At 71.8% G+C, this 21,595-nt stretch carries 19 protein-coding genes, 2 tRNA genes and 2 pseudogenes; 13 read left to right on the top strand and 10 right to left on the bottom strand.

Translation table 11 applies throughout. The features are described 5' to 3' along the window. Positions 1–141: 141 nt before the first annotated feature. Positions 142–594: an SCO4225 family membrane protein gene (locus OIE49_RS13915; RefSeq protein WP_326802595.1), complete on the top strand. Its 453-nt coding sequence runs from the start codon at positions 142–144 to the stop codon at positions 592–594. Between the two features lie 41 nt (positions 595–635). Here OIE49_RS13915 and OIE49_RS13910 read toward each other — a convergent pair whose 3' ends face one another. After that, the gene (locus OIE49_RS13910; protein ID WP_326802594.1) at positions 636–1,130 is read right to left on the bottom strand and encodes a heme-degrading domain-containing protein; all 495 of its coding nucleotides are present in this window, start codon (positions 1,128–1,130) and stop codon (positions 636–638) included. Beyond that, positions 1,127–2,197, bottom strand: a complete 1,071-nt coding sequence (locus OIE49_RS13905; protein WP_326802593.1) for a Gfo/Idh/MocA family oxidoreductase — start codon at positions 2,195–2,197, stop codon at positions 1,127–1,129. Before OIE49_RS13905 ends, OIE49_RS13910 begins: the two co-directional genes overlap by 4 nt. A gap of 141 nt (positions 2,198–2,338) precedes the next feature. Between OIE49_RS13905 and OIE49_RS13900 the strand changes: the two genes are divergently transcribed. From OIE49_RS13900 to OIE49_RS13860, 8 genes and pseudogenes are all read left to right on the top strand, one after another. Next, positions 2,339–3,514 (top strand): ROK family transcriptional regulator, encoded by a 1,176-nt coding sequence (locus tag OIE49_RS13900; protein ID WP_326802592.1) that lies wholly within the window; start codon positions 2,339–2,341, stop codon positions 3,512–3,514. Between the two features lie 126 nt (positions 3,515–3,640). After that, a complete protein-coding gene (locus OIE49_RS13895; RefSeq protein WP_326802591.1) occupies positions 3,641–4,375 on the top strand; it encodes a hypothetical protein in 735 nt (244 codons plus the stop codon). Positions 4,376–4,440: 65 nt separating this feature from the next. Then, positions 4,441–5,567 (top strand): annotated as a pseudogene (locus OIE49_RS13885) (FAD-dependent oxidoreductase). A 7-nt stretch (positions 5,568–5,574) separates the two neighbouring features. Then, positions 5,575–6,276: a phosphonatase-like hydrolase gene (locus OIE49_RS13880; RefSeq protein WP_326802590.1), complete on the top strand. Its 702-nt coding sequence runs from the start codon at positions 5,575–5,577 to the stop codon at positions 6,274–6,276. Then, positions 6,276–6,386, top strand: a pseudogene (locus tag OIE49_RS13875) (2-aminoethylphosphonate ABC transport system ATP-binding subunit PhnT); the annotation flags it as partial. The gene OIE49_RS13880 and the pseudogene OIE49_RS13875, both read left to right, overlap by 1 nt. 85 nt (positions 6,387–6,471) lie before the next feature. Further along, entirely contained in the window at positions 6,472–7,251 is a 780-nt protein-coding gene (locus OIE49_RS13870) for an HAD-IIA family hydrolase (RefSeq protein WP_100569247.1), read from the top strand. Between the two features lie 503 nt (positions 7,252–7,754). Then, positions 7,755–8,432: a class F sortase gene (locus tag OIE49_RS13865; protein WP_326802589.1), complete on the top strand. Its 678-nt coding sequence runs from the start codon at positions 7,755–7,757 to the stop codon at positions 8,430–8,432. An 84-nt stretch (positions 8,433–8,516) separates the two neighbouring features. Further along, positions 8,517–9,545, top strand: a complete 1,029-nt coding sequence (locus OIE49_RS13860; RefSeq protein ID WP_326802588.1) for a glycoside hydrolase family 6 protein — start codon at positions 8,517–8,519, stop codon at positions 9,543–9,545. Positions 9,546–9,628: 83 nt separating this feature from the next. Here OIE49_RS13860 and OIE49_RS13855 read toward each other — a convergent pair whose 3' ends face one another. The 3 genes from OIE49_RS13855 to OIE49_RS13845 form a co-directional block, all read right to left on the bottom strand. Continuing rightward, the gene (locus OIE49_RS13855; protein ID WP_326802587.1) at positions 9,629–11,563 is read right to left on the bottom strand and encodes a kelch motif-containing protein; all 1,935 of its coding nucleotides are present in this window, start codon (positions 11,561–11,563) and stop codon (positions 9,629–9,631) included. Beyond that, positions 11,560–13,584 carry a glycosyltransferase family 2 protein gene (locus tag OIE49_RS13850; RefSeq protein WP_326802586.1) on the bottom strand — a complete coding sequence of 675 codons (2,025 nt, stop codon included), beginning with the start codon at positions 13,582–13,584 and terminating at the stop codon, positions 11,560–11,562. Before OIE49_RS13850 ends, OIE49_RS13855 begins: the two co-directional genes overlap by 4 nt. 449 nt (positions 13,585–14,033) lie before the next feature. Then, positions 14,034–14,110 (bottom strand) — tRNA-Lys (locus OIE49_RS13845). A gap of 186 nt (positions 14,111–14,296) precedes the next feature. On the opposite strand from OIE49_RS13845, the gene OIE49_RS13840 reads away from it, so the two are divergent. From OIE49_RS13840 to OIE49_RS13825, 4 genes are all read left to right on the top strand, one after another. Next, positions 14,297–15,598 carry a peptidoglycan-binding protein gene (locus tag OIE49_RS13840; protein ID WP_326802585.1) on the top strand — a complete coding sequence of 434 codons (1,302 nt, stop codon included), beginning with the start codon at positions 14,297–14,299 and terminating at the stop codon, positions 15,596–15,598. 73 nt (positions 15,599–15,671) lie between these two features. Then, positions 15,672–16,817, top strand: coding sequence for an SPFH domain-containing protein (locus OIE49_RS13835; RefSeq protein WP_326802584.1), 1,146 nt, complete (start codon positions 15,672–15,674; stop codon positions 16,815–16,817). Between the two features lie 117 nt (positions 16,818–16,934). Further along, positions 16,935–17,540 carry a lytic polysaccharide monooxygenase auxiliary activity family 9 protein gene (locus OIE49_RS13830; RefSeq protein WP_100569240.1) on the top strand — a complete coding sequence of 202 codons (606 nt, stop codon included), beginning with the start codon at positions 16,935–16,937 and terminating at the stop codon, positions 17,538–17,540. Positions 17,541–17,639: 99 nt separating this feature from the next. Next, positions 17,640–18,101 (top strand): DUF3592 domain-containing protein, encoded by a 462-nt coding sequence (locus OIE49_RS13825; RefSeq protein ID WP_326802583.1) that lies wholly within the window; start codon positions 17,640–17,642, stop codon positions 18,099–18,101. Between the two features lie 43 nt (positions 18,102–18,144). On the opposite strand, the gene OIE49_RS13820 is transcribed toward OIE49_RS13825, so the two are convergent. The 5 genes from OIE49_RS13820 to ehuB form a co-directional block, all read right to left on the bottom strand. Continuing rightward, positions 18,145–18,218: transfer RNA gene (locus tag OIE49_RS13820), tRNA-Lys, on the bottom strand. A gap of 133 nt (positions 18,219–18,351) precedes the next feature. Beyond that, positions 18,352–19,185, bottom strand: coding sequence for an ectoine/hydroxyectoine ABC transporter ATP-binding protein EhuA (gene ehuA / locus OIE49_RS13815; RefSeq protein ID WP_401737835.1), 834 nt, complete (start codon positions 19,183–19,185; stop codon positions 18,352–18,354). Further along, positions 19,175–19,819, bottom strand: coding sequence for an ectoine/hydroxyectoine ABC transporter permease subunit EhuD (gene ehuD, locus OIE49_RS13810; RefSeq protein ID WP_326802582.1), 645 nt, complete (start codon positions 19,817–19,819; stop codon positions 19,175–19,177). Before ehuD ends, ehuA begins: the two co-directional genes overlap by 11 nt. Then, positions 19,816–20,559 carry an ectoine/hydroxyectoine ABC transporter permease subunit EhuC gene (gene ehuC, locus OIE49_RS13805; protein WP_326802581.1) on the bottom strand — a complete coding sequence of 248 codons (744 nt, stop codon included), beginning with the start codon at positions 20,557–20,559 and terminating at the stop codon, positions 19,816–19,818. Before ehuC ends, ehuD begins: the two co-directional genes overlap by 4 nt. A 15-nt stretch (positions 20,560–20,574) precedes the next feature. Beyond that, complete coding sequence (ehuB, locus tag OIE49_RS13800; RefSeq protein ID WP_326802580.1) at positions 20,575–21,474, bottom strand: ectoine/hydroxyectoine ABC transporter substrate-binding protein EhuB; 900 nt, start codon at positions 21,472–21,474, stop codon at positions 20,575–20,577. Positions 21,475–21,595 lie beyond the last annotated feature (121 nt).

Below are 21,595 nucleotides of genomic sequence, written 5' to 3'. Positions count from 1 at the left end.
CGGTTCCGATCCCTCCGGATGGGGTGCTGTGGCTTGATCGTCGCGCCTGCGGCAGTCCCCAACCGGAGGGCGTCCCGGGACAATCCGCGGCTTCCCCCTGGAGCAGTAATCTTGATCTTGAGTGACCCCGGAGGGATCACCTTGAGCGAAGGGCTGCTCGTGACCGCCACCCTGAACACCCGCTGCGCTCTGAACGACGCGACGAGCGACTGGACCACCCGCGCATACGTCGGCTCCGTCGCCGTTCTGGGGATCCTGGCATCGGCCGAGGGTCTGGGCCTGGTGGACACCGACTCCACGGCCCGGTTCCTGGCCGTCATCCTCTGCATGCCCTGGACGCTCCTGGTGGCCGCCGTGGTGTGGCTGAACGACGGCTTCTACTGGTTGCTGGGCTACAACTTCTTCGCCGACTCCCCGGCCTGGCTCTTCGAACCGCTCTGGACGGTGTTCTGGCCGGCGGCGGCCCTGGCGAATGCCAGGACCATCGCCGCACTGTCCCGTTCGGTCTCCCGCCGGCCCGGTGTTTCACCCTTCCTGGTTCCGATGGGCCTGTTGGCGTTCGTCAGCCTGATCGCGCTGCTCTGGCGTCTCTGAACGCGCGACCGGCCGGGTGGGCTGCCGGTGATCCTGCTCCCTTACCCCTCGCCCAGGAACCGCTCCAGTGCCTCCACCACCATCCGGTGGTCCTCCAGCTGCGGCAGTCCGGACACCGTCACCGCGCCGATCACGCCCGCGCCCTCGACGTGCAGCGGGAACGAGCCGCCGTGGGCCGCGTACAGGTCCGGGTCCAGGCGGGAGGAGGCCTCGAAGGTCGCGCCCTTGGCCCGGAAACGGGCGCCGACCAGGTAGGAGGCGCAGCCGTAGCGCTCCACCACGCGGCGCTTGCGGGCGATCCAGGCGTCGTTGTCGGGGGTCGAGCCGGGCAGGGCCGCGTGGAAGAGCTGCTGGCCGGCGCGGTGGATGTCGACGGCGACCGGGGCCTGCCGCTCCCGTGCCAGTTCCACGAGGAGCGAGCCCAGCGCCCAGGCGTCGTCGTACGTGAAGCGGAGGAGGACCAGACGGCGTTCCTGGGCCTCCAGTTCCTCGATGCTCGGGGTGGCCGCGGGGGCCTGGCGCGCGTCGTTCGTCACAGCCGCACCGCCACGCCGTCGCGGGCCGAGCGGCGGGCCGCCTCCAGGACGTCGAGGGCGGCGGCTGCCTCCTGGGCGGTCACCGGATTCGGGGCGCCGTCGCGGAGGGCGGCGGCGACGGCCGCGTAGTACGCCGGGTAGTCGCCGGGCACGCTCGGTACGGGACGGCCGCCGCCGGTCAGCGGCGAGTCGCCGGAGCCGACGCGGCCCCACAGAGCCTCGTCCTCGACGCCCCAGCCGTCGGTGTTCGGGCGGGTGCCTTCCCGCAGCGCGGCCTCCTGCGGGTCCAGGCCGTACTTCACATAGCCCGCCCGGGAGCCCAGCACCCGGAAACGGGGGCCGAGTTGGGCAGCCGTCGCGGAGACGTGGAGGTGGGAGCGGACGCCATTGGCGTGGGTGATCGCGATGAAGGTGTCGTCGTCCGCCTCGGCGCCCGCGCGGCGCACCACCGACTCGGCGTACACCAGGGTGGCGGGGCCGAACAGCACCAGGGCCTGGTCGACCACGTGACTGCCGAGGTCGTACAGCAGGCCTCCGATCTCCGCGGGGTCGCCGGACTCGCGCCAGCCGCCCTTCGGCTGCGGACGCCAGCGCTCGAAACGGGACTCGAACCGCCATACGTCGCCCAGCTCGCCCTCGGTGAGCAGCCGGCGCAGGGTGAGGAAGTCGTTGTCCCAGCGGCGGTTCTGGAAGACGGACAGGAGCAGTCCGCGTTCGTCGGCCAGGGCGGCGAGATCGCGGGCCTCGGCCGCGGTCCCGGCGATCGGCTTGTCCACGACCACCGGCAGGCCAGCCTTCAGGGCGGCCGCGGCGAGCGGGACGTGCGTCTTGTTCGGGGAGGCGAGGACGACCAGGTCCAGCTCGCCGGCGCGGGCGAACAGCTCGTCGGGGGCGGCGGCGAGGCGGATGTCCGGGAAGTCCGCGCGGGCCTGCTCCTGCCGCTGCGGGTTCGAGGTGACGACCGTGTCCAGGGCCAGGCCCTCTGTCGCGGCGATCAGCGGGGCGTGGAAGGCGGAGCCGGCGAGGCCATAGCCGACGAGGCCGACGCGGAGGGGGGTGCCAGTCATGGGTCCTACTTTCGCAACGCTGTTGCTGAAGTGCAAGCGGCGGGCAGAATAGCTGTGAGAGCGGTGCTGCGTGGACCGTGTTCTGTGAGCAGTGCTGTGTGAGTAGTGCTGTGTGAGCGGTGGAAGGGCGGAGCGGACGCGGTGACGGTCTCTGGAGTGACGGGCAGGGGGACGGCGGGGGTGAACCTGCCGGCCCTGCGCAGCCACAACGCCGCGCTGGTGCTCGATCTGCTGCGCGGGGCGGGCGCGGAGGGGATCAGCCGGCTGGAACTCGCGGAGTGGACCGGGCTGACTCCGCAGGCGGTCAGCAAGATCACGGCACGGCTGCGGCAGCAGGGCCTCGCGGCGGAGGCGGGCCGGCGGGCGTCGACGGGCGGCAAACCGCGCACGGTGCTGCGACTGGTGCCGGAGGCGGGGCACGCGGTGGGGGTCCATGTCGAGCGCGACGAACTCCGTCTGGTCGTCGTCGACCTGAACGGCACCGTGACCGGCGAACGCCGTGGCCCGCTGAACCTCGGCGCGGGCGCGGAGTCCGTCGTGGCGACGGTGGCGCGCGAGGTGGAGGGGCTGGTGGGGGAGGCGCTGGGGGGCGGAGCGGCGGAGGCCGGGGCGGCCGCGGCCGAGGGAACTCGCGCCCGGCCCTCCGACGTCCGGACCCTCCTCGGAGTCGGGGTGGCGTTGCCCGGACCGCTTGACCATCGGCGGGGGGTGCTGCATCGGGTGACCGGGTTTCCGGAGTGGGACGGGTTTCCGTTGCGGGACGCGCTCGCGCGGCGGCTCGGGGTGCCGGTCGTGGTCGACAAGGACACGAACGCGGCGGCGCTTGGGTTGGCGGTCGCGGGGGAGGGCCGTTCGTTCGCGTACCTCCACCTCGGAACCGGGCTCGGGGCCGGGCTGGTGATCGCAGGGAGCGTGCACCGCGGGGCGCGGACCGGGGCGGGTGAGTTCGGGCACCAGGTGATCCAGCTGGACGGGCCGCTGTGCGGGTGCGGGGACCGGGGGTGCGTCGAGGTGTTGTGCCTCGCGGCCGTGGAACGGGGGGAGATCGCGGAGGCGGCACGCGTGCTGGGGGCCGGGGCCGCGAACCTCGTCGGCCTGCTGGACATCGAGTTGGTGCTGCTCGGCGGCCGTACGGTGGCGGCGGCGCCGGAGGCGTTCGTGACGGGCGTGGCCGACGTGCTCGCGGCGCGGGCCCGGCGGGAGGGCGCGCCGGGCGACGCGGTGCCGGTCCGGATCGCGCCGGGAGGCGAGCGCGGGGTCGCGGAGGGCGCGGCCCAGTTGCTGCTCGCGCCGGTGTTCGGCCGGGGGGACGGCTGACAGGCGTGCCCGGCCCGGACCTACACGTGTCCCCGGGGCCGATCGGGCGGACTTGTGGCGGCGTTCGTGGGCGTGCCGGGGTGGCTGACCTGCCGGGGCCGGGCTGTCCGGCACGGTCATGTGTTCATGCGCCTGTGCACGTCCCTGTTCCTCTGCCTTGCCGCAGCCGTCGCCCTTCCGGCCGTACCGGCCCATGCCGTGGCGGGGCCCACCTGCGCCGGGGCGGACGACCGTCAGTTCCCGATCACCAGCCGGATCCGCGGGGGCCCCGACACCTACCGGGCGGGCGGCGGCTACGACGACTTCCTCATCGACCTCACCAACACGACCTCCCGCACCTGTTCCGCCATCCATCCGGTCGTGGTGCTCGTCGACACCCGGCGCGCTCTCAGGGCGGACCAGGCCCACATGGAGTTCTACAACGGCTCCGAAGCGCATCCGGTGTCCTTCGAGACCACCGATCAGCAGGAACTCGTCGGTCCCTTCGACGCCGGTCTGCCCGGTTTCACCGTCGGCCCGGGCGAGACCGTCACCGTGACGGTCCGGCTGGAGATCACCTCCGACGCCGTCGCCGACGAGGTCACCGCGACGGCCGCCGTGGTGCAGCGGCACGGCGGCAACGGGGACTGGGTCGGCCAGTCCGACGACTACGCGTTCCGCATCGACACGGACCCCGGCGACGCCGACACCGGCCCGCACCACCACGGGCCGCCCCGCGGCCCCCACGCCCCCGGCGACCACGTCCCCCACGCCGACGAACTCGCCCGCACGGGCCCGGTCACCCCGCCCGGAGCGCTCACGGTCGCCGCCGCGCTGCTCGCCACCGGCGGCGCCCTGACGCTGACCCGCAGACGCGGCTGATCCGAGCCGGCCCCGACCCCGAGCCACCGCTCGAGCCCCCGCCCGGATCTGCGACGATCTCCCGCGTGGACTACCCCAACGACCAGGCCCCCGGCGCCCCCGTGCGTTCCGGGATTCCGGAGCACGGCCGCATTCCCAAGTACTACGCGGTGAAGGCGAGGATCGACGACCTCGTCGGCGGACTGGACGAGGGCCGGCCGATCCCCACCGAGCGCGATCTGTCCGAGGAGTACGGGGTCGCCCGCGAGACCGTGCGGCAGGCGGTGCGCGAACTCGTCCTGGAGGGCAAGCTGCGGCGCCAGGGCCGCGGCACGGTCGTCGCGGGCCCCAAGCTGGAGCAGCCACTGTCCCTGGTCAGCTACACCGAAGGCGTACGGCGGCCGCCGCCGTCCGCGGCCGCAAGCTGCTGACCCCGGACGAGGCCCGCGCCCTCAACCCCGCCCTGCGCGGCGAGTTCGACGCGGCCCTGTACTGCGAGCGCGACGCGGCCGTCGAGCCGCGCACCGCCCAGCTCGCCCTGCGCGCCGAACTGCTCAAGCACCCGAACTACACCTTCCTGCCCGGGCGTGAGGTCCGGGACGTCGTCGGCGAGGGCGCCGTCCGCGACGACCACGGCGACGTCCACACCGCCGACGCGGTGGTGCTGTGCACGGGAGCCTGGCTCGGCGGACTCGTACGGGAACTCGCCGGCCCCGGCCTGCCGGTCCGCCGCGTACGGCTCCAGATGATGCAGACCGACCCGCTCGGCGAGCCGCTGCCGACCTCGGTCGCGGACGCCGACAGCTTCCGGTACTACCCGGCCTACGCGTCCGAGGCCCTGGACGAGCTCAACGCCGGCCGGCCGCAGGCCGAGATCGCCGCCGCCCACCGGATGCAGCTCCTCATGGTGCAGCGCGCCGACGGCGGACTCACCATCGGCGACACCCACGAGTACGAGCACCCCTTCGCCTTCGACACCGTCGAGGACCCCTACGAGCACCTCACCCGTGTCGTGGAGTCCCTCCTCGGCCGTCCGCTGCCGAAGGTCCGCCGCCGCTGGGCCGGCGTGTACGCGCAGTGCACCGACCCCGGCCGGGTCGTGCACCGGCAGCAGGTGCGCGACGGGGTATGGCTGGTCACCGGGCCCGGCGGGCGCGGCATGACCTGCGCACCCGCGATCGCCGAGCAGACCGCTGACGAACTGGACTGGTGAGGAACCGATGACCGACCTGACGACCAACGACATCCGCCTCGTCGTGCTGGACATGGCGGGCACCACCGTCGCCGACGGCGGCCTGGTCGAGCGCGCCTTCGCCGCGGCCGCCGCCGAACCCGGCGTCGAGCCCGGCTCCGCCGACCACGCCGGCAGGCTCGCCTACGTCCGCGCCACCATGGGCGAGTCCAAGATCTCCGTCTTCCGGCACCTGTTCGGCGCCGAGGACCTGGCCCAGCGCGCGAACGCCGCCTTCGAGGAGGCGTACGGCGGCCTCGTCGACGGAGGCCTCATCGCCCCGGTCCCCGGCGCCCGCGAAGCCGTCGAGGAGCTGCGGGCCGACGGCCGCACGGTCGTGCTGACCACCGGCTTCGCACGCGTCACCCAGGACGCGATCCTCGACGCGCTCGGCTGGCGGGATCTCGTGCCGCTCACCCTCTGCCCGGCCGACGCCGGCGGGCGCGGGCGGCCCTACCCCGACATGGTCCTGGAGGCGTTCGTCCGCACCAAGGCGGCCGACGGCGTGCGGCAGGTGGCCGTCGTCGGCGACACCTCCTACGACGTGCTCAGCGGCGTCCGCGCCGGGGCGGGCGTCGTCGCCGGAGTGCTGACCGGCGCGCACGGCGCCCAGGACCTCCACGACGCCGGCGCCACCCATGTCCTCGGCTCCGTGGCCGAGTTGCCCGCCCTGTTCAGGGAAGCCGACTGATGGGAATCCGCTTCGACTCCGTCACCGTCGCGTACGACGGCACGGTCGTCCTGGACGCCCTCGACCTCACCGTCGAACCCGGCGAGGTCATGGCGCTGCTCGGGCCGTCCATCAGCTGAACCGGCCACCGGCAGGATCCGGCCACTGGCTAGGCTGGACTCACGCAAGAACGCGTACGGCAGGAGGCCGAAGCACATGGCAGACCGCAAGCCCATCGAGTCGTGGCTCACCGACATGGACGGTGTCCTGATCCACGAGGGTGTTCCGATCCCCGGTGCCGACGCCTTCCTGAAGAAGCTGCGTGATTCCGGCCGGCCGTTCCTGGTGCTGACCAACAACTCCATCTACACCCAGCGCGACCTGCACGCCCGCCTGCAGCGCATGGGCCTGGACGTGCCGATGGAGAACATCTGGACGTCCGCCCTGGCCACCGCCCAGTTCCTCGACGACCAGCGGCCCGGCGGCAGCGCCTACGTCATCGGCGAGGCCGGCCTGACCACCGCGCTGCACGACATCGGCTACATCCTCACCGACCACGACCCCGACTTCGTGATCCTGGGCGAGACCCGGACGTACTCGTTCGAGGCCATGACGAAGGCCGTGCGGCTGATCAACGACGGCGCCCGGTTCATCGCCACCAACCCGGACAACGTGGGCCCGTCCGCCGAGGGCGCCCTGCCCGCGACCGGCTCGGTCGCCGCCCTGATCACCGCGGCGACCGGCAGGAAGCCGTACTTCATCGGCAAGCCCAACCCGCTGATGATGCGCGCCGGGCTGAACGCGATCGGTGCCCACTCGGAGACCTCCGCGATGATCGGCGACCGTATGGACACCGATGTGCTCGCGGGCCTGGAGGCCGGGATGCGGACGTTCCTGGTGCTCAGCGGTGTCACGCAGCCGGGCGAGATCGACCGCTACCCGTTCCGGCCGTCCCACGTCGTCGACTCGATCGCGGACCTCGTCGAGCGGATCTGAGAGCCCCGTCCGCGAACCGCTTCCCGTTCACAAACCTCTTCTCACCCGTACAGAGCAGCACCGCACCCCAGCGGATGCGGCCCGGGCCCGTCAGGAGTCTCCTGATGGCGGAGGTTTCACGATGGGTCCATTGCGCCTCACACTCTGCACGGGACTTCTGGCGGCCGCGGCACTCGTCCCGGCGGCCGACGCCGTGGACGGAACGGGCACGGGCGGTCCGCTTCCGCCCGGCCCTCCGGCGGCCCCGGGCGCCCGCGCCGCCGTAGCGCCGTCGAAGCCACCCGCGGCCGCGGCTCCCCCGAGCCCACCACGCACACCACCGGCACTGTTCGTTCCAGCCGGCCGGGCCCCCGGGGCCACCCCCGCACCCGCCGCTCCGCCCGCGCCCGGTGCGGCGCACGAGGTGACCGGGCTGGTGCTCGCCGGTGCCGCCGGGGCGGCCGTCCTTCTCCCACGGGCGCGCGGCCGTCGCGACCGCGGATCGCACTGAGGGCGGGACCGTCATGTCCGACCACGACGGCACCCCGACCCGCTCCCGCTGCACCGGGCGCCTCCTGGCCGGCCTGGCCTGGGTGGTGCTGCTGCTCGGGCTGTGGCTGTGGGGACGCGATCTGGCCGACGTACGGGAGTCCCTGGCCCCGTCGGCCACCGGGGACATGGCCGCGGCCGGCCGGCCCGCCGCGGACCGGCCGCCCGCGGCGGCCGACCCGCCGGCCGACGCCCCGCCGCGGCGCCTGGACATCCCCGGCCTGGGAGTACGGGCACCCGTGGTGGCCCGCGGCCTGGACGCGCGGGGCGCCGTCGAACCGCCGCCGGCGGACCGGTCCGGCACGGTCGGCTGGTACGGCGCCGGAGTGAAACCGGGCGCGTCCGGGACCGCGCTGCTGGTGGGCGACCTCGGCGCCGGAAGCCGGACCGGGGCGTTCGACCGGATCGGCTCGCTGCGTCCCGGCGAGGCGGTCCGGGTGGTCCGCGACGACGGCAGCGTCGCCGACTTCACCGTCGACGACGTCGAGGTCCTGCCCCGCGACGGTCTCGGCGTCCGGCAGGCGTCCGGCGCACGGCAGCCGGGCCGCGCCGAGCTGCGGCTGATCGGCTGCGGCGCCACCGCCGACCGGGAGAGCGGCGGCTGCACGGCGCACGTGGTCGTGTCCGCGCACCTCACGGGCGCCGGTCAATGAGCCCCCCGGGCCCGTCGAGAGCCCTCGGACGATCTGTGAGCTGTGACAGCATGGGAACCGGCCGAGTGCACCAAGGGGGATGGCATGTACGGCATGAGGGGGGCCCTCTCGTGTGCCCGTGCGGCGGGAGTCCGGGCGTCCGTGGCGGTGCTGGGGGCGGCACTGCTGGCCGCCGGGTGCACCTCCGGGGGCGATGACAAGGACGACGGCGCCGCGATCACCCAACAGCCCAGGGAGGCCGACCCGTTCTGGGTCAACCCGGACAGCGGCGCGGCCCGTCAGGTCGCCGCCTACCTCAAGTCCGGGAAGAAGGCCGAGGCCGAGCAGATCCGGAAGATCGCCGGGCAGCCGACCGGCGAGTGGATCGGCCCGGAGAACCCCGAGCCGGAGGCCCGCGGCTTCACCGAGGCCGCGGACAAGGCGGGCCGCACCGCGCTGCTCGTCCTCTACAACATCCCGCACCGCGACTGCGGCCAGTACTCGCAGGGCGGCGCCGCCGACGGGGACACCTACCGCGCCTGGGTGGACGGCGTGGCGCGGGGTATCGGCGACCGCCCGGCCACGGTGGTCCTGGAGCCGGACGCCCTGCTGCACCTGGTGGACGGCTGCACCCCTGAGGAGTTCCAGGACGAGCGCTACGACCTGCTCAAGGGCGCGGTCGAACGGCTCAAGTCCCTGAAGAACACCAAGGTGTACGTGGACGCGGGCAACGCGGGCTGGGGCCACCCGGACCAGATCTTCGAGCCGCTGCGCCGCGCGGGCGTGGACCGGGCCGACGGCTTCGCGGTCAACGTCTCCAACTTCTACTCCACCCGGGACTCCCTCGCCTACGGCAGGCAGTTGTCCGCCAGGCTCGGCGGCACGCACTTCGTCGTCGACACCAGCCGCAACGGCAACGGCCCCTACGACGGCGGGGATCCGGCCGAACGCTGGTGCAACCCGCCGGGGCGGGCTCTCGGCGAGACGCCCACGACCAGCACGGACGACCCGCTCGCCGACGCGTATCTGTGGGTCAAGCGGCCAGGCGAGTCCGACGGCACCTGCAAGGGCGGCCCGAAGGCGGGGGACTGGTGGGCCGACTACGCCCTGAAGCTGGCGGGGGCCGGCAAGTAGCCGCGTGAATGGATGACTTGGGGGCGCCCCCCGAAACGGAGGGCGCCCCCTTTGCCTGTCGGGCTACCGGACTGTGTGCGGGGCTACGGGACCTTCACCCACTGCGCCTCGCTGGGCGTTCCCTGGTCGTCGTCGACGAACAGCATGTACCACCCCGACTGCACCAGGTTCCGGCCCTTCGGCACCGTCACCGTGATCTTGTCGCCGGACGTGGTGTAGTCCAGCGCGATCGAGCGCTGGTCGACGTCCGTCACGTGCGTGGAGGCACTCGGGCGGATCAGCCGGACCTTCTTGACCGTGCCGGCGTGCTGCGAGGTGAACGTGCCGGAGGCGCCCCGCGCGATGGTCTGCGGGCCGCCCGACAGTGAGGGCCGCGCGTCCCGGTACAGATACGGCGGCGTGTAGATCTCGACGCGCTGCTCGAAAGTGCCGGGCTTGGTGTCGGCCCTGTCGCCGTAGAGCGAGTCGGAGCCGAAGAACAGCAAGCGGCCGTCCGGCAGCAGGATCGAGCCGGCGTGGTAGTTGCGGCCCACCAGCGGGTCGGCGACCCGCTTGAAGGTGCTGGTCGCCGGGTCGTAGAGCCGGGCCTGGAGGATGTTGGAGTCGCCCCGGCCCCGGTAGTCCTCCGAGCCGCCCGAGACCAGGACGGAGTCGTCGGGCAGGATCGATGTCTGCGGGTAGCGAGTGCCCTTCTCCAGCGTCGGGCCGTCCGTGAAGCGCGGGTTCTTCGACTTCAGGTCGATGATCCGGGTCTTCCGGCTGGCCAGCTTGGACTCGCCCACCCCGCCGCCGCCGATCACCATGAACCGCTCGTCCTGCGCGGGCGGCAGCAGCACCGTGCCGGAGGTCTCCATCATCTGCGCGTCGCTCAGACCGGGCAGCTTGGTGAACTCGTTGCTGTCCACGTCCCAGACGCCCGGGTCGCGGCCCACGTCGGCCGGACCGTACCCCGCGTTGGAGCCGGAGTAGAACAGCTTGCCGTTCTGCAGCAGGAACAGCGCCGGGTAGGTCGGGAACTGGCGGACCTTCGGCGTGTACGTCCACTTCTTGGTCCCGGGGTCGAAGACCTCGTTCTTGCCCGGGACCAGCTGGCCGATGTCGTCCAGGCCGGAGACGCTGAGGACCTTCCCGTCGCTCAGGGTGGTGAGCGTCGGGTACCAGCGGGCCTCGTTCATCGGGTCGACCTTGATGTACTTCTCGGCGACCGGGTCGAACTCGTAGGCGTCCCGGATCCCCTGGAAGTCCTTCTTGTCCAGGGCGAGCTTCTCCGCGATGCCGTAGGTGTTGCGCTCGTCGTCGCCGGACAGCCCCTGGATCCGGTAGTTGTCCTGGCTGCCCGTCTCGTACCGGGCGCCGCTCTTCTGCGCCTCGACGTAGATGCGGCCCAGGCCCGGGGTGTTGCCCAGGAACCGGCCGGCCTTGTCGAAGTTCTTCTTGGCGCGCGGCACCAGCACCGGGTCCTTGGAGACGAACGTCCTGCCGTTCTCCTTCCCGGTGAACGTCGTGCCCGCGGGCAGCGTGATCGGCTTGTCCGGGTTCTCGTTGTGGACGACCATCAGGCCGCCGGCCTTGGTGACGTCGCCCTGGAGCTTCTCGTAGCGCTTGGTGCCGCCGGCGATCAGGATGTTGCCGTCGGCGAGCTGGGTGTGGCCCGTGCAGAACAGGTCCTCGGGCGTGGGCACCTTCCTGATCGTGCCCTTGACCGGGTCCCAGATCCGGGTGTCGAACCGCCGCGCGTCGAAGTTCTCCTTGTTGTTGCCCGAACCCGCGACCATCAGCACCTTGCCGGTGTGCAGCAGCACGGCGTGGATGGTGTTCTGCCGGTACTCCTCGGGGAACTCGACGATCTCCCAGTGGCCGTTCTCGGCCTTGTACTCCGGCTTGTTGATCTTGTACTCGTGATAGCGCTCCGTGCCGAAGCGGTAGAGCCACGGCCCGTTCATCCCGGCCAGAGCGACTACCACCACCGCGCCGATCCCGAGCCGTCGGGCGCGCCGGAGGCCGGCCTGGTCCTTCATTCCTTACGTCCCCCCAGTCCACCGAGGGCGATCTCCATGGTGTGCTCGCCCGTCGCCGCGTCTTTTCCGGCCCAACTCGGCCCCTGCCTGCCCGCGTTGCCCGGTCCCTGTCCCGGCGGTACCTCCGCCGCCGGGACCGGCGTCCCCTGGGCCGGTGTGTGCGCCCGGTGCGGGTGCGCCGGGACCGCGGCCGGCGGCTGAGGCGCGGCGGACGCGGTCGCCCGCCGGCGCCGCTCCTGCCGCAGGGTCCACCGCCAGGCGAAAATCGGTGCGGCGGTGACGAGCATGGCGAAGATCGCCCAGGTGACCATCGCCGGGTGGGAGTGCCCGAGGGCGAAGCCCGCGACGAGCGAGCCGCCGAAGACCAGGATGAAGAACCAGTGGATGCGGAACGTCCCGAACAGCGTGTCGGGGCTCGCCGACTCGCCCTTCGGGGTCACCACGAACTTGCTCTTGCGGCGCAGCGCGGCGTCCATCAGCGAGCGGGCGTAGATCGGCGCCGACAGCGCCGACATCACCATGCCGGCCACCCCGCCGGAGCCCTCCGGCTCGTGCGGGGAGACGTTGTGGCGCCGGTTCCAGACGTACAGGCCGATCTGGAGCGCGGAGGCGTTGCCGTACAGCATCAGCCACACGGTCGGGTCGATGTTCACGCCCGAGGCGCCGAGGCCCAGGAACAGCGCGCAGCTCAGCGCGGCCAGGATCCAGTTGAGGGCGGACATCGGATAGAAGATGATCATCATCGTGTAGTTGAAGAGCTTGCCCGCGGGCAGGGTGCCGAAGCCCTTCCAGTACTGCTTGAGGATCGTCTCGTAGGTGCCCCGCGACCAGCGCAGCTGCTGGGTGAAGAAGTCGGTCCAGGCGTTCGGGCCCTCGCCGACCGCGAGCACGTCCGGGGTGTACACCGACTTCCACTTGTGGCCGGTCGCCGGGTTCTTGGCGCGGTGCATCTCGAAGCCGGTGGCCATGTCCTCGGTGATCGAGTCGTACAGTCCGCCGATCTGCTTGAGCGCCTTGATCCGCACGGCGTTCGAGGTGCCGACGAACATGGGCGCGCCGTAGCGGTTGCCGGCCCGCTGGATCAGCGCGTGGAACAGGAACTGCTGCGACTCGGCGGCCTTGGTGACGAACGTGTCGTAGTTGCCGTAGACCTGCGGGCCGATCACGAAGCCGACGTCCGGGTCGCGGAAGTAGCCCAGCATCCGCTCCAGGTAGTTGGGCAGCGGCACGTGGTCGGTGTCGACGGAGGCGAAGAAGTCGTACTCGTCGCCGTGCGCCTGGAGCCAGGCGTTGTAGTTGCCGTGCTTGGTCTTGGCGCGGTGCGGGCCCTTGGCCTGGTTCCAGCGCTCGACGCCCTTGCGGCTGAAGTGGTGCACGCCCAGGCGCGCGCAGACCTCCTTCACCTCCGGGTCGTCGCCCTCGTCGAGCAGCCAGATGTGCAGCAGGCCCCGGTGGCGCAGCAGTACGGCGGCCTCCAGGGTCCTGGTCACCATCTCCAGCGGTTCCTTGCCGGGCACGAAGGAGGTCAGGAACGCGACCCGCGTGCCGCTCTGCGGCACCACCGGGACCGGGTCGCGGGCGACCAGGGTGGCGTGCGCGTTGGACAGCACGTTCATGCAGCGGAAGAACTCGATCAGGCCGATCGAGACCAGCATCACCATGTCGAGCGCCGGCAGGAAGCCGTAGGCCGGGTAGTCGCGTACGGTCCAGTGCGCGGGCTGGAGCAGCCAGGCCAGCAGGACGAGCGACAGCAGCGGCGCGGCCGCGAGCATCAGCGCGACCCGGATGCGGTGCGGCTCCTGTGAGATCAGCGAGCGGTACTGCACCGTGTACGGCTTGTCCGGGTCGGGCTCGGTGAGAGGGCCGGCGAGCCGGCTGTAGTGCTCGTAGTCGTACTTCGGCAGGGACTTCTTGATTCTGCGGAAGGTCCTCGTGGTGCCGGTGCGGTGTCCCGGCACTCTCGGCCGGGTCGTCTCAGAAGGATCGGATTCGTGCCGGGCGCCCGTCGGCGTCGACGTCATGACTCATCCCCCCACACGCATGCGAGCGCGTGTTCGTCGGTTCCTTCGCCCGTTCGAGGCCCCCCTCGGCCCGTGACGGACGTGTGCGTGCCGGCCGCGGATCACCTGGTCGTCGGTCCCACCCTGGAGACAGGCAGCGCGGCCCGCCGGTTGTCCGGCCGCCGCATGGCAGCCGTCGGCGCGCGGGAGTCACGGCTCACCGCGCCGCCGGACAACCGGCTCCTACAACCCCCCAACACCCCCCAACATCCCTCACACCCCCCAAGTGCCGCCAAAGAGGCGGCAGTTCGACATCCAGGGTTCTACGGTGCTCAGCATGATCGCAAGACGCGAAACTCGGAGTTTACCGGCCATACGCGCGCATTGCGGGAAGAACGTGCGTCGAGGGGGTTCGGCCGCCAAAACGCGAAGGCGAGCCCGGTCCTGTGGGACCGTGCTCGCCTTTGTCGTGGTGCGCCGCCAGGGACTCGAACCCCGGACCCGCTGATTAAGAGTCAGCTGCTCTAACCAACTGAGCTAGCGGCGCCTACTGACATCGTTCACTTTACATGACCTGCGGGGGCCTCCCGACCACCTGTGTCCGGCCCCCGGGGCCGGCCGGGCCGCCCCGTACATCATTCGGACCGTCAATGTTCGCGCCCGGTGGACAGTTGTGGCAATGATCAACGTGCACAGATCGGGATATACACCTATTGACTGTGAGGAAGATCGCATGAGGTCTCCGGTGTTCGAGGACATCGATCCCGCGAGCGACTGCGACTGCCCCGGGTGCGTGCGCGGACGCGGCCTCTTCCGCTCCCCGGCCGGCCGCACCCCGGCCCGTCCGGCCGCCGCGCACCGGGCGCTGGTCGTGGCGGCCGTCACCGCCGCGGCCCTCGGCGCGGGCCAGGCGGTACCGGCGGCGGCAGCCACCCACACCGCGGGCCGGCCGCCCGCCCTGCGGGCCGACCAGCCCCCGGGCGGCGAGTCCGAGACCCCGCAGGGCGGCGTGAGCGGGCTGTTCGGGCCGGACGGGCCGTACCAGCCGGTCAAGGAGGGGGAGCCGCTCGCGATCGGCGCCACCACCCGGTCGCTGATCGTCGGCCGGGCCAAGAAGTGGCTGGACGCCCGGGTGCCGTACAGCATGAGCCGCTTCTGGCGCGACGGATACCGCCAGGACTGCTCGGGCTACGTCTCGATGGCCTGGAACCTGCCGCGCAACGAGTGGACGGGCAGTCTCGGCCAGTACGCGGTGCGGATCACCAAGGACCAGCTCCAGCCCGGCGACATCCTGCTCTTCCACAACCCCGACAACCCCCAGAAGGGCTCGCACGTGGTGCTCTTCGGCGGCTGGAAGGACCCGCGGCACATCTCGTACACCGCCTACGAGCAGGTGCCGCCGCACACCCGCCGCATCACCACCCCGTACGCCTACTGGACCAACTCCAAGCGGTACGTCCCCTACCGCTACAAGGGCCTGACCCGGGAACTGGCCGCCCCCGCCGCGCCCTCTTCCGTGCCGTACCCGGGAGCGGCGTACTTCGGTCCCGGCGCCGACAACCCGCATGTCAGCCGCCTCGGCCGGATGCTCGCAGCCCGCGGCGGCGCCTCCTACTACGCCAAGGGGCCCGGCTCGCGCTGGTCGGACGCGGACCGGCGGGCCACCCGGGCCTTCCAGCGGGCCCAGGGCTGGACCGGGGCGGCCGCGAACGGGCTGCCGGGGCCGGGGACGTGGCGGCTGCTGGTGACCGGGAAGGGCAAGGACATCAAGGCCGCGGCCCCCGCCTCGCACGGGGTGCCCGGCTATCCGGGACGGGAGATGTTCCGGCCCGGCGCCGAGAACCGCTACGTCACCGAGCTGGGCCGGCAGCTCGTGCGGAAGGGGTACGGCCGCTTCTACCGGAACGGGCCGGGGCCGCGCTGGTCGGACGCGGACCGGTGGGCCGTCGAGGCCTTCCAGCGAGCCCAGGGGTGGCGGGGCGGCGCGGCGGACGGCCTGCCGGGGCCGGACACCTGGCGCCGGCTCTTCGCATGACCGCGGTCCCCGCGGGGCCGCCGACCCACCGTACGAACGTCTGAACCATCTGGCGCGGAGGCTGGAGGCAGGTATGAGTACGACCACGTCCCCCACACCCGAATCCGACGGGTGCGAGGCGATGACGGCACCGGACGGCCGGGCGGGCCGCTGTGTCCCCCGGCTCATCCAGAACGAGTCGACCACCGAGATCCCCGTCCATCTGCTGTTCCGCGACGAACCCGGTCCGGCCCCGCTGCCGCCCAGGCCCGCGGTGGTGGGCAGCAGGAAGGGCACGGGCGAGCAGCCGCGGCTGGGGCGCGGGCGCCGGGTGCCCGCGCCGGCCCGCCCGGTGCCGGAGGTGGACCCCGAACTGGCGGAGCACCCGGCGCGCGTGCTGCCCGGCGCGGCCGGGGTGCTGGCCGGGGCCTGCGGGGCGGCGGGCTGTGTGCTCACCTCGTGGTGGGCCGGGGTGCTGCCGGACGTCGCGGCGCAGGCGCTGCGGCTGCCGGAGCCGGCGGGCGCCGGACTCGGCGGACCGCAGTGGGCCGCGTACGCCGGGGCGGGAGCGCTCGCCCTGTTCGGCTTCGGCGGACTGGCCCGGGGCGGGACCGGGCGGGCCTGGGTGCTCGGCCTGTTCGGCCGCTACCGGGGGACCGTCCGGCGCACCGGGCTGCTGTGGCTCAATCCGCTGATGCCGCGCCGCCCGATCGACGTCAGGCTGCGGCACTGGCGCAGCGAGCCGATGCCCGCCGCCGATCCGGGCGGGGTCGCGCTGCGGGTGGTGGTGCTGGTGGTGTGGCGGGTGCGGGACACCGCGCGGGCCACGCTCGCGATCGACGACCACGAGACGTATCTGCGCGAGTGCGTCGAGGCGGCGCTGGCCCGGGTGCCGGTGGACCCGCCGGGCGCCGCGCGGGGCGGGGCGGCCCCCGCGGACACGCTGACCCGGCTGGTGGCGCGGGAGGTGGCGCCGGTCGGTCTCGAGGTGTTCTCGGTGCGGCCGGTCCGGGTCGAGTACGCGCCCGAGGTCGCCGCCGCCATGCACCGGCGCAGCGTCGCCGCACTGGACGCGCGGCACCGGGCGACCATGCTCACTTCGGTGGTGGACTCGGTGGAGGACACGGTGACCCGGCTGACCACGCGGGGTCTTGTCGATCTCGACGACTACGAACGCAAGCTGCTGGTACGGGACTTGACGGTGGCGTTCTGCGCGGGAGGCCGGGAACCGGGGTCGTGACGGGCGCGGGGGAGGTCCCGCCTTTGGTATGGACATGTTCAAGTAACGGCAATAGCCTGAACTTGGTCTAGACCTGCAAGCTCACTGAACCTCCCCCACGTCTCCAGGAGCGGCAGTATGCGCACCAAGGCCAAGATCTCCGCAGCCGTGCTCGGCATCGCGACCGCCGGAGCCTTCGTGCTCTCCACCGGCGGCGCGAGCAGCCACGGCTACACCGACCTGCCCATCAGCCGGCAGAAGCTCTGCAACAACGGGACCGTCGCCAACTGCGGCGACATCCAGTGGGAGCCGCAGAGCGTCGAGGGCCCCAAGGGCTTCCCGGCCTCCGGGGCGTCCGACGGGCAGCTCTGTTCCGGGAACAACACCCGGTTCAGCCAGCTCGACAGCCCCAAGACCCCCTCGGGCGGCGCCTGGCCGACCACCAAGGTCAACGGCGGCCAGAGCTACACCTTCCGCTGGCAGTTCACGGCCATGCACGCCACGACGGACTTCAAGTACTACGTGACCAAGCAGGGCTGGAACCAGAACCACGCCCTGACCCGCGCCGACCTGAACACCACCCCGTTCCTGACGGTGCCCTACAACGGACAGCGCCCGCCGTCCACCCTCAGCCACAGCGGCAACCTGCCCAGCGGGCTGAGCGGCCACCACGTCATCCTCGCGGTCTGGACGATCGCCGACACGGGCAACGCGTTCTACGCCTGCTCCGACGTCACGTTCTGAGCGCGGATCTGAGCATTCCCTGAGCCGCCGGGCCGGCCGGCGTGGGTAGATTCCCCCCACGCCGGCCGATCACGGCGGCACCGGAGTTCGGGGGATGTCATGGAAGCGTTGTTCTACATCGTGCCGCTGCTCATGATCGGCGCCGCGGTCCTCATGCTGACCAGGGTCCTCCGCCGGGCCCGGGAGGTGCGCGGCGCCTGGGGCAGCGGGCTCACGGCCGAGGCGCGGTGTCTGCGGACGTACACCACGACCAGCGGCGGCGGGGAGACCATGGCGAGCACGAGGCTGCACCACGTCTACGAGTTCACCACGCGTGACGGCCGCAGCGTCCGCTTCGAGGAGAGCAACGGGTCCGCGACGGTCGTCGAGGGCGACATCGTCACCGTGCACTACGTGGCGGAGTGGCCGGAGCGGGCGACGGCCCATGCCCCGGCGCGCGGGAAGCTCGCGGCGGAGTCGGGCTGCCTGCTGGCTTTCCTGGGCGTGTTCATCACCGGCTGCGTGATCTTCATGGTCGTCGTCCACGCGTCCTTCTCGGCGGCGGACGGCTTCCTGCCGTAGGCGCGAAAAGGGCCCCTCGTGATCACGAGGGGCCCTTCATCCGTGCGCCGCCAGGGACTCGAACCCCGGACCCGCTGATTAAGAGTCAGCTGCTCTAACCAACTGAGCTAGCGGCGCATGACTCCCGCCGTCCGCTTCCCGCGGCCGGCGACGAAGAAAATACTACCTGGTCCTCGGGGGTGCTTCGACCACCCGGAGGCCGGGGGCGCCGCGGCGGCCCGGAAGACCGCCGGCGCCCCCGGAGAGGCCCCTACAGGACAGCGCTCAGGAACTCCCGGGTCCGCTCGTGGTCGGGGTCGCCGAAGAGTTTCTGGGGCGGCCCGGACTCGATCACCCGGCCCGAGTCGAACATCAGCACCTGGTCGGAGATGTCCCGGGCGAAGTTCATCTCGTGGGTCACGCACAGCAATGTGATGTCGGTGGTGTGCGCGATCTCCCTCAGCAGGTCGAGCACACCGGCCACCAGCTCCGGGTCCAGGGCCGAGGTCACCTCGTCCAGAAGCAGGATCTCCGGCCGCATGGCGAGCGCCCGGGCGATCGCCACCCGCTGCTGCTGGCCGCCGGACAGCTGCGAGGGATGGGCGTCGGTCTTGTCCGCGAGTCCGACGAGGTCGAGGAGTTCCCGGGCCCGCTCCTCCGCCTCCTCGCGGCCGATCCCGAGCACGTTGACGGGCGCCTCCGTGATGTTCTGGAGCACCTTCATGTTCGGGAACAGGTTGAACTGCTGGAAGACCATCCCGATCTTCCTGCGGATCCGGCGCAGATGCCTCTCGTCCGCCGGCCGCAGGGTCCCGTCCGGGCCGGGCATGTGGGACAGCGGCTCGCCGTCCACGTGGATCACGCCGTCGCTGACGCGCTCCAGCGTCATCAGCAACCGCAGGATGGTCGTCTTGCCCGAGCCGCTCGGCCCGATCAGCGTCACGTGCTCACCGCGCTGGACGGCGAAGTCCAGCCGGTCGAGGACGACGTGGTCGCCGAAGCGCTTGACCACCTGGTCGAAGCGGACCAGATCCGCGGGCGGCGCGTCCGGCGTCACGTTCTCGGGCGCCTGCGGCGGCGTCTTCTGCAAAGGGTCAGTGGCCAAGGCGCTTCTCCAGCTTTCTCATCAGAAGCGAGGTCGGATAGCTTGCCGCCAGGAAGAACAGGCCCGCGAGCGTGAACGTCTCGGCGTAGGTGAAGTGGTCCGCGCCGTACTCCCGGGCCTTGGCGACCATCTCCTGGACCGTGATGACGGCCAGGAACGGGGTCTCCTTGAACATCGAGATGCCGTAGTTGCCCAGCGCCGGCAGCACCTTGCGCACCGCCTGCGGCAGGATCACCGCCTGCCAGGTGCGGCGCGGCGACATGGACAGCGCCCGGCAGGCCTCCCACTGGCCCTTCGGCACGGCGTCGATGCCCGCCCGGTACACCTCCGACAGGTAGGAGGCGTAGTGGATGCCGAGCACCGCGACGCCGATGGTCAGCGGATCAACCGTGTTGAAGACCGCGTAGGCGCCGACCAGCTGCACCAGCAGCGGGGTGGACCGGACGAACTCGGTGACCGCCCGCACCGGCACGGTGACCAGCCGGGTCGGCACCCGCCCGGCCACGGCCACGAGCAGGCCGAGCACGGCTGCCACCGCGGTGCCGAGGACCGTGGCCAGCAGCGTGGTGAGAAAGCCGTGCCACAGCAGCGGCAGCGAGTCGCGGACCGCGTCCCAGTCCCATTCGTAGCTCACGAGGGGCCTCCCGCCGTCTCGGGCTCGCGCGCCGGCCCGGCGCCGCGGCGGCGCAGCAGCGAGCGGCGGTCCGTGCGCAGGCCGAGCCGCGACTTGGCGTGTCGCTCCAGGGCGTTCATCAGCAGGGTCAGCGCGTAGGCGAGGACGAAGTAGATCACCAGCAGGGTCAGATAGGCCCAGGTGGTCGCGCCGGTGCGGTCACGCATCTGCTGGACCACCGTCGTCAGGTCGGCCGCGGAGATCAGCCACAGCAGCGGAGTGCACTTCAGCAACTGGATCAGCAGGTTCGTGAACGAGGGGATCATCTGCACCCACGCCTGCGGCAGGATCACCCGGCGCATGCGCTGCAGGGGCGTCATGTTCAGCGCGACGGCGGCCTCCCACTGCGCCTTGGGCACGGCGTTCAGCGCGCCGCGCACCACCTCGGAGCCGTAGGCGCCGTAGTTCATGCCCAACGCCACCACACCGCAGAACAGCGGCGACAGCTCGTACCCGGCCAGCAGCGGGAAGGCGTAGTAGAGCCAGAAGAGCTGGACGTACAGCGAGGTGCCGCGGAGGAACTCCACGACCACCCGCGACACGCCCCGGGCGAGCGGAAGCCTGCTGCCGGCCGCGAAGCCGAAGACGAAGGACAGGGCGAGCGCGACGACCGATCCGAGGACCGTGGCCTCGACCGTCACCAGGAGACCCGACCACACGGCGGACATGTGGTCGAAGAAGTACGAGTAGAAGTCAGCCATGGGCAGGCGACCCCGTCAGCCCTTGCACAGGTCGGCGGTCTTCAGGTCCGCCGGCGGGATCGTGTCCTTGCCGAACCCGTACTCCCCGACGAGCCGCACGTACCGGTCCGGATCCGAGGTGATCTTCTTCAGCTGCTCGTCGAAGGCGTCCCGGAGTTCCTCGCTGCCCTTGCGGAAGACGGCGCCGCCCGGGCTGTACTGCTTCACGCCGTTCACCACCGGCACGAACGACTCGGTGACCTCGACCTTCGGGTTGGTCCTGGCCAGCCAGCGCAGCGAGATGCCCGTCAGCACGAAGGCGTCGATCCTGCCCTGCGCGACCGCGTCCGCGCCGTCCTGCGGCTTCTGCAGCGTCCGTATGCCGCTCTCGGAGATCCCGGCGGCGGTGACGTACCCCTTCTCCACCGCGCCCGACATCACGCCGAGGGTCGCCCCGGCCGCCTTGGCGGAGGCGAGGTCGGTCAGGTTCTTCGGGTTGCCCTTCTTCACCATCATCGCGGTGGGCGAGACGAACTCCGGCTCGGAGAACAGTGCCTTCCGGCAGCGCTCCGGGATGATGGCCATGCCCGCGCTGATCACGTCGTACTTGCCGGCCTGGAGTCCGGGGATCAGACCGTCCCACTCGGAGAAGGCCGGCTTCAGCTCGTCCACTCCCAGCGCCTTGAAGATCTCTCTGTGCAGCGTCGGCGCCTCGCCCTTGAGCTGCCCGCCCTCCTCGAATCCGTACGGGGACTCGTTGGCGTAGGCCACCTTCACATAGCCCTGTTTCCTCAGTTGTTCCAGCTTCGAGCCCTTGCCGTCGCCGCTGTCCGTCCTGCTGCAGGCGGTCAGCAGCCCGGGGACGGTGAGCATGCCGCCCACGGCCGCCGTCCTGGTCAGAAAGCCCCGGCGGGACAGGTTGGGGAACTCGGACATGGATACTCACCCTCCAAGAGGGCCTCGCCGGCTCGGGCCCTTCGCGGACAGTGGTGGCGCCTGCCCGCTCTGAGTGGTCTATGCGGGTGGACTTGGGGATGTGATCCAACGGTGTCCGGGG

Origin of the sequence: Streptomyces sp. NBC_01788, from assembly GCF_035917575.1 — a bacterium.
Taxonomy (GTDB): domain Bacteria; phylum Actinomycetota; class Actinomycetes; order Streptomycetales; family Streptomycetaceae; genus Streptomyces.
This window is presented reverse-complemented; position numbering and strand designations above follow the sequence as displayed.

Coding starts and splice junctions, on each gene's coding strand:
- OIE49_RS13905 (WP_326802593.1), bottom strand. CDS start 2,197: ATGACTGGCACCCCCCTCCGCGTCGGCCTCGTCGGCTATGGCCTCGCC.
- OIE49_RS13895 (WP_326802591.1), top strand. CDS start 3,641: ATGCGCCTGTGCACGTCCCTGTTCCTCTGCCTTGCCGCAGCCGTCGCC.
- OIE49_RS13880 (WP_326802590.1), top strand. CDS start 5,575: ATGACCGACCTGACGACCAACGACATCCGCCTCGTCGTGCTGGACATG.
- OIE49_RS13870 (WP_100569247.1), top strand. CDS start 6,472: ATGGCAGACCGCAAGCCCATCGAGTCGTGGCTCACCGACATGGACGGT.
- OIE49_RS13865 (WP_326802589.1), top strand. CDS start 7,755: ATGTCCGACCACGACGGCACCCCGACCCGCTCCCGCTGCACCGGGCGC.
- OIE49_RS13860 (WP_326802588.1), top strand. CDS start 8,517: ATGTACGGCATGAGGGGGGCCCTCTCGTGTGCCCGTGCGGCGGGAGTC.
- OIE49_RS13855 (WP_326802587.1), bottom strand. CDS start 11,563: ATGAAGGACCAGGCCGGCCTCCGGCGCGCCCGACGGCTCGGGATCGGC.
- OIE49_RS13850 (WP_326802586.1), bottom strand. CDS start 13,584: ATGACGTCGACGCCGACGGGCGCCCGGCACGAATCCGATCCTTCTGAG.
- OIE49_RS13840 (WP_326802585.1), top strand. CDS start 14,297: ATGAGGTCTCCGGTGTTCGAGGACATCGATCCCGCGAGCGACTGCGAC.
- OIE49_RS13835 (WP_326802584.1), top strand. CDS start 15,672: ATGAGTACGACCACGTCCCCCACACCCGAATCCGACGGGTGCGAGGCG.
- OIE49_RS13830 (WP_100569240.1), top strand. CDS start 16,935: ATGCGCACCAAGGCCAAGATCTCCGCAGCCGTGCTCGGCATCGCGACC.
- OIE49_RS13825 (WP_326802583.1), top strand. CDS start 17,640: ATGGAAGCGTTGTTCTACATCGTGCCGCTGCTCATGATCGGCGCCGCG.
- ehuC (WP_326802581.1), bottom strand. CDS start 20,559: ATGGCTGACTTCTACTCGTACTTCTTCGACCACATGTCCGCCGTGTGG.
- ehuB (WP_326802580.1), bottom strand. CDS start 21,474: ATGTCCGAGTTCCCCAACCTGTCCCGCCGGGGCTTTCTGACCAGGACG.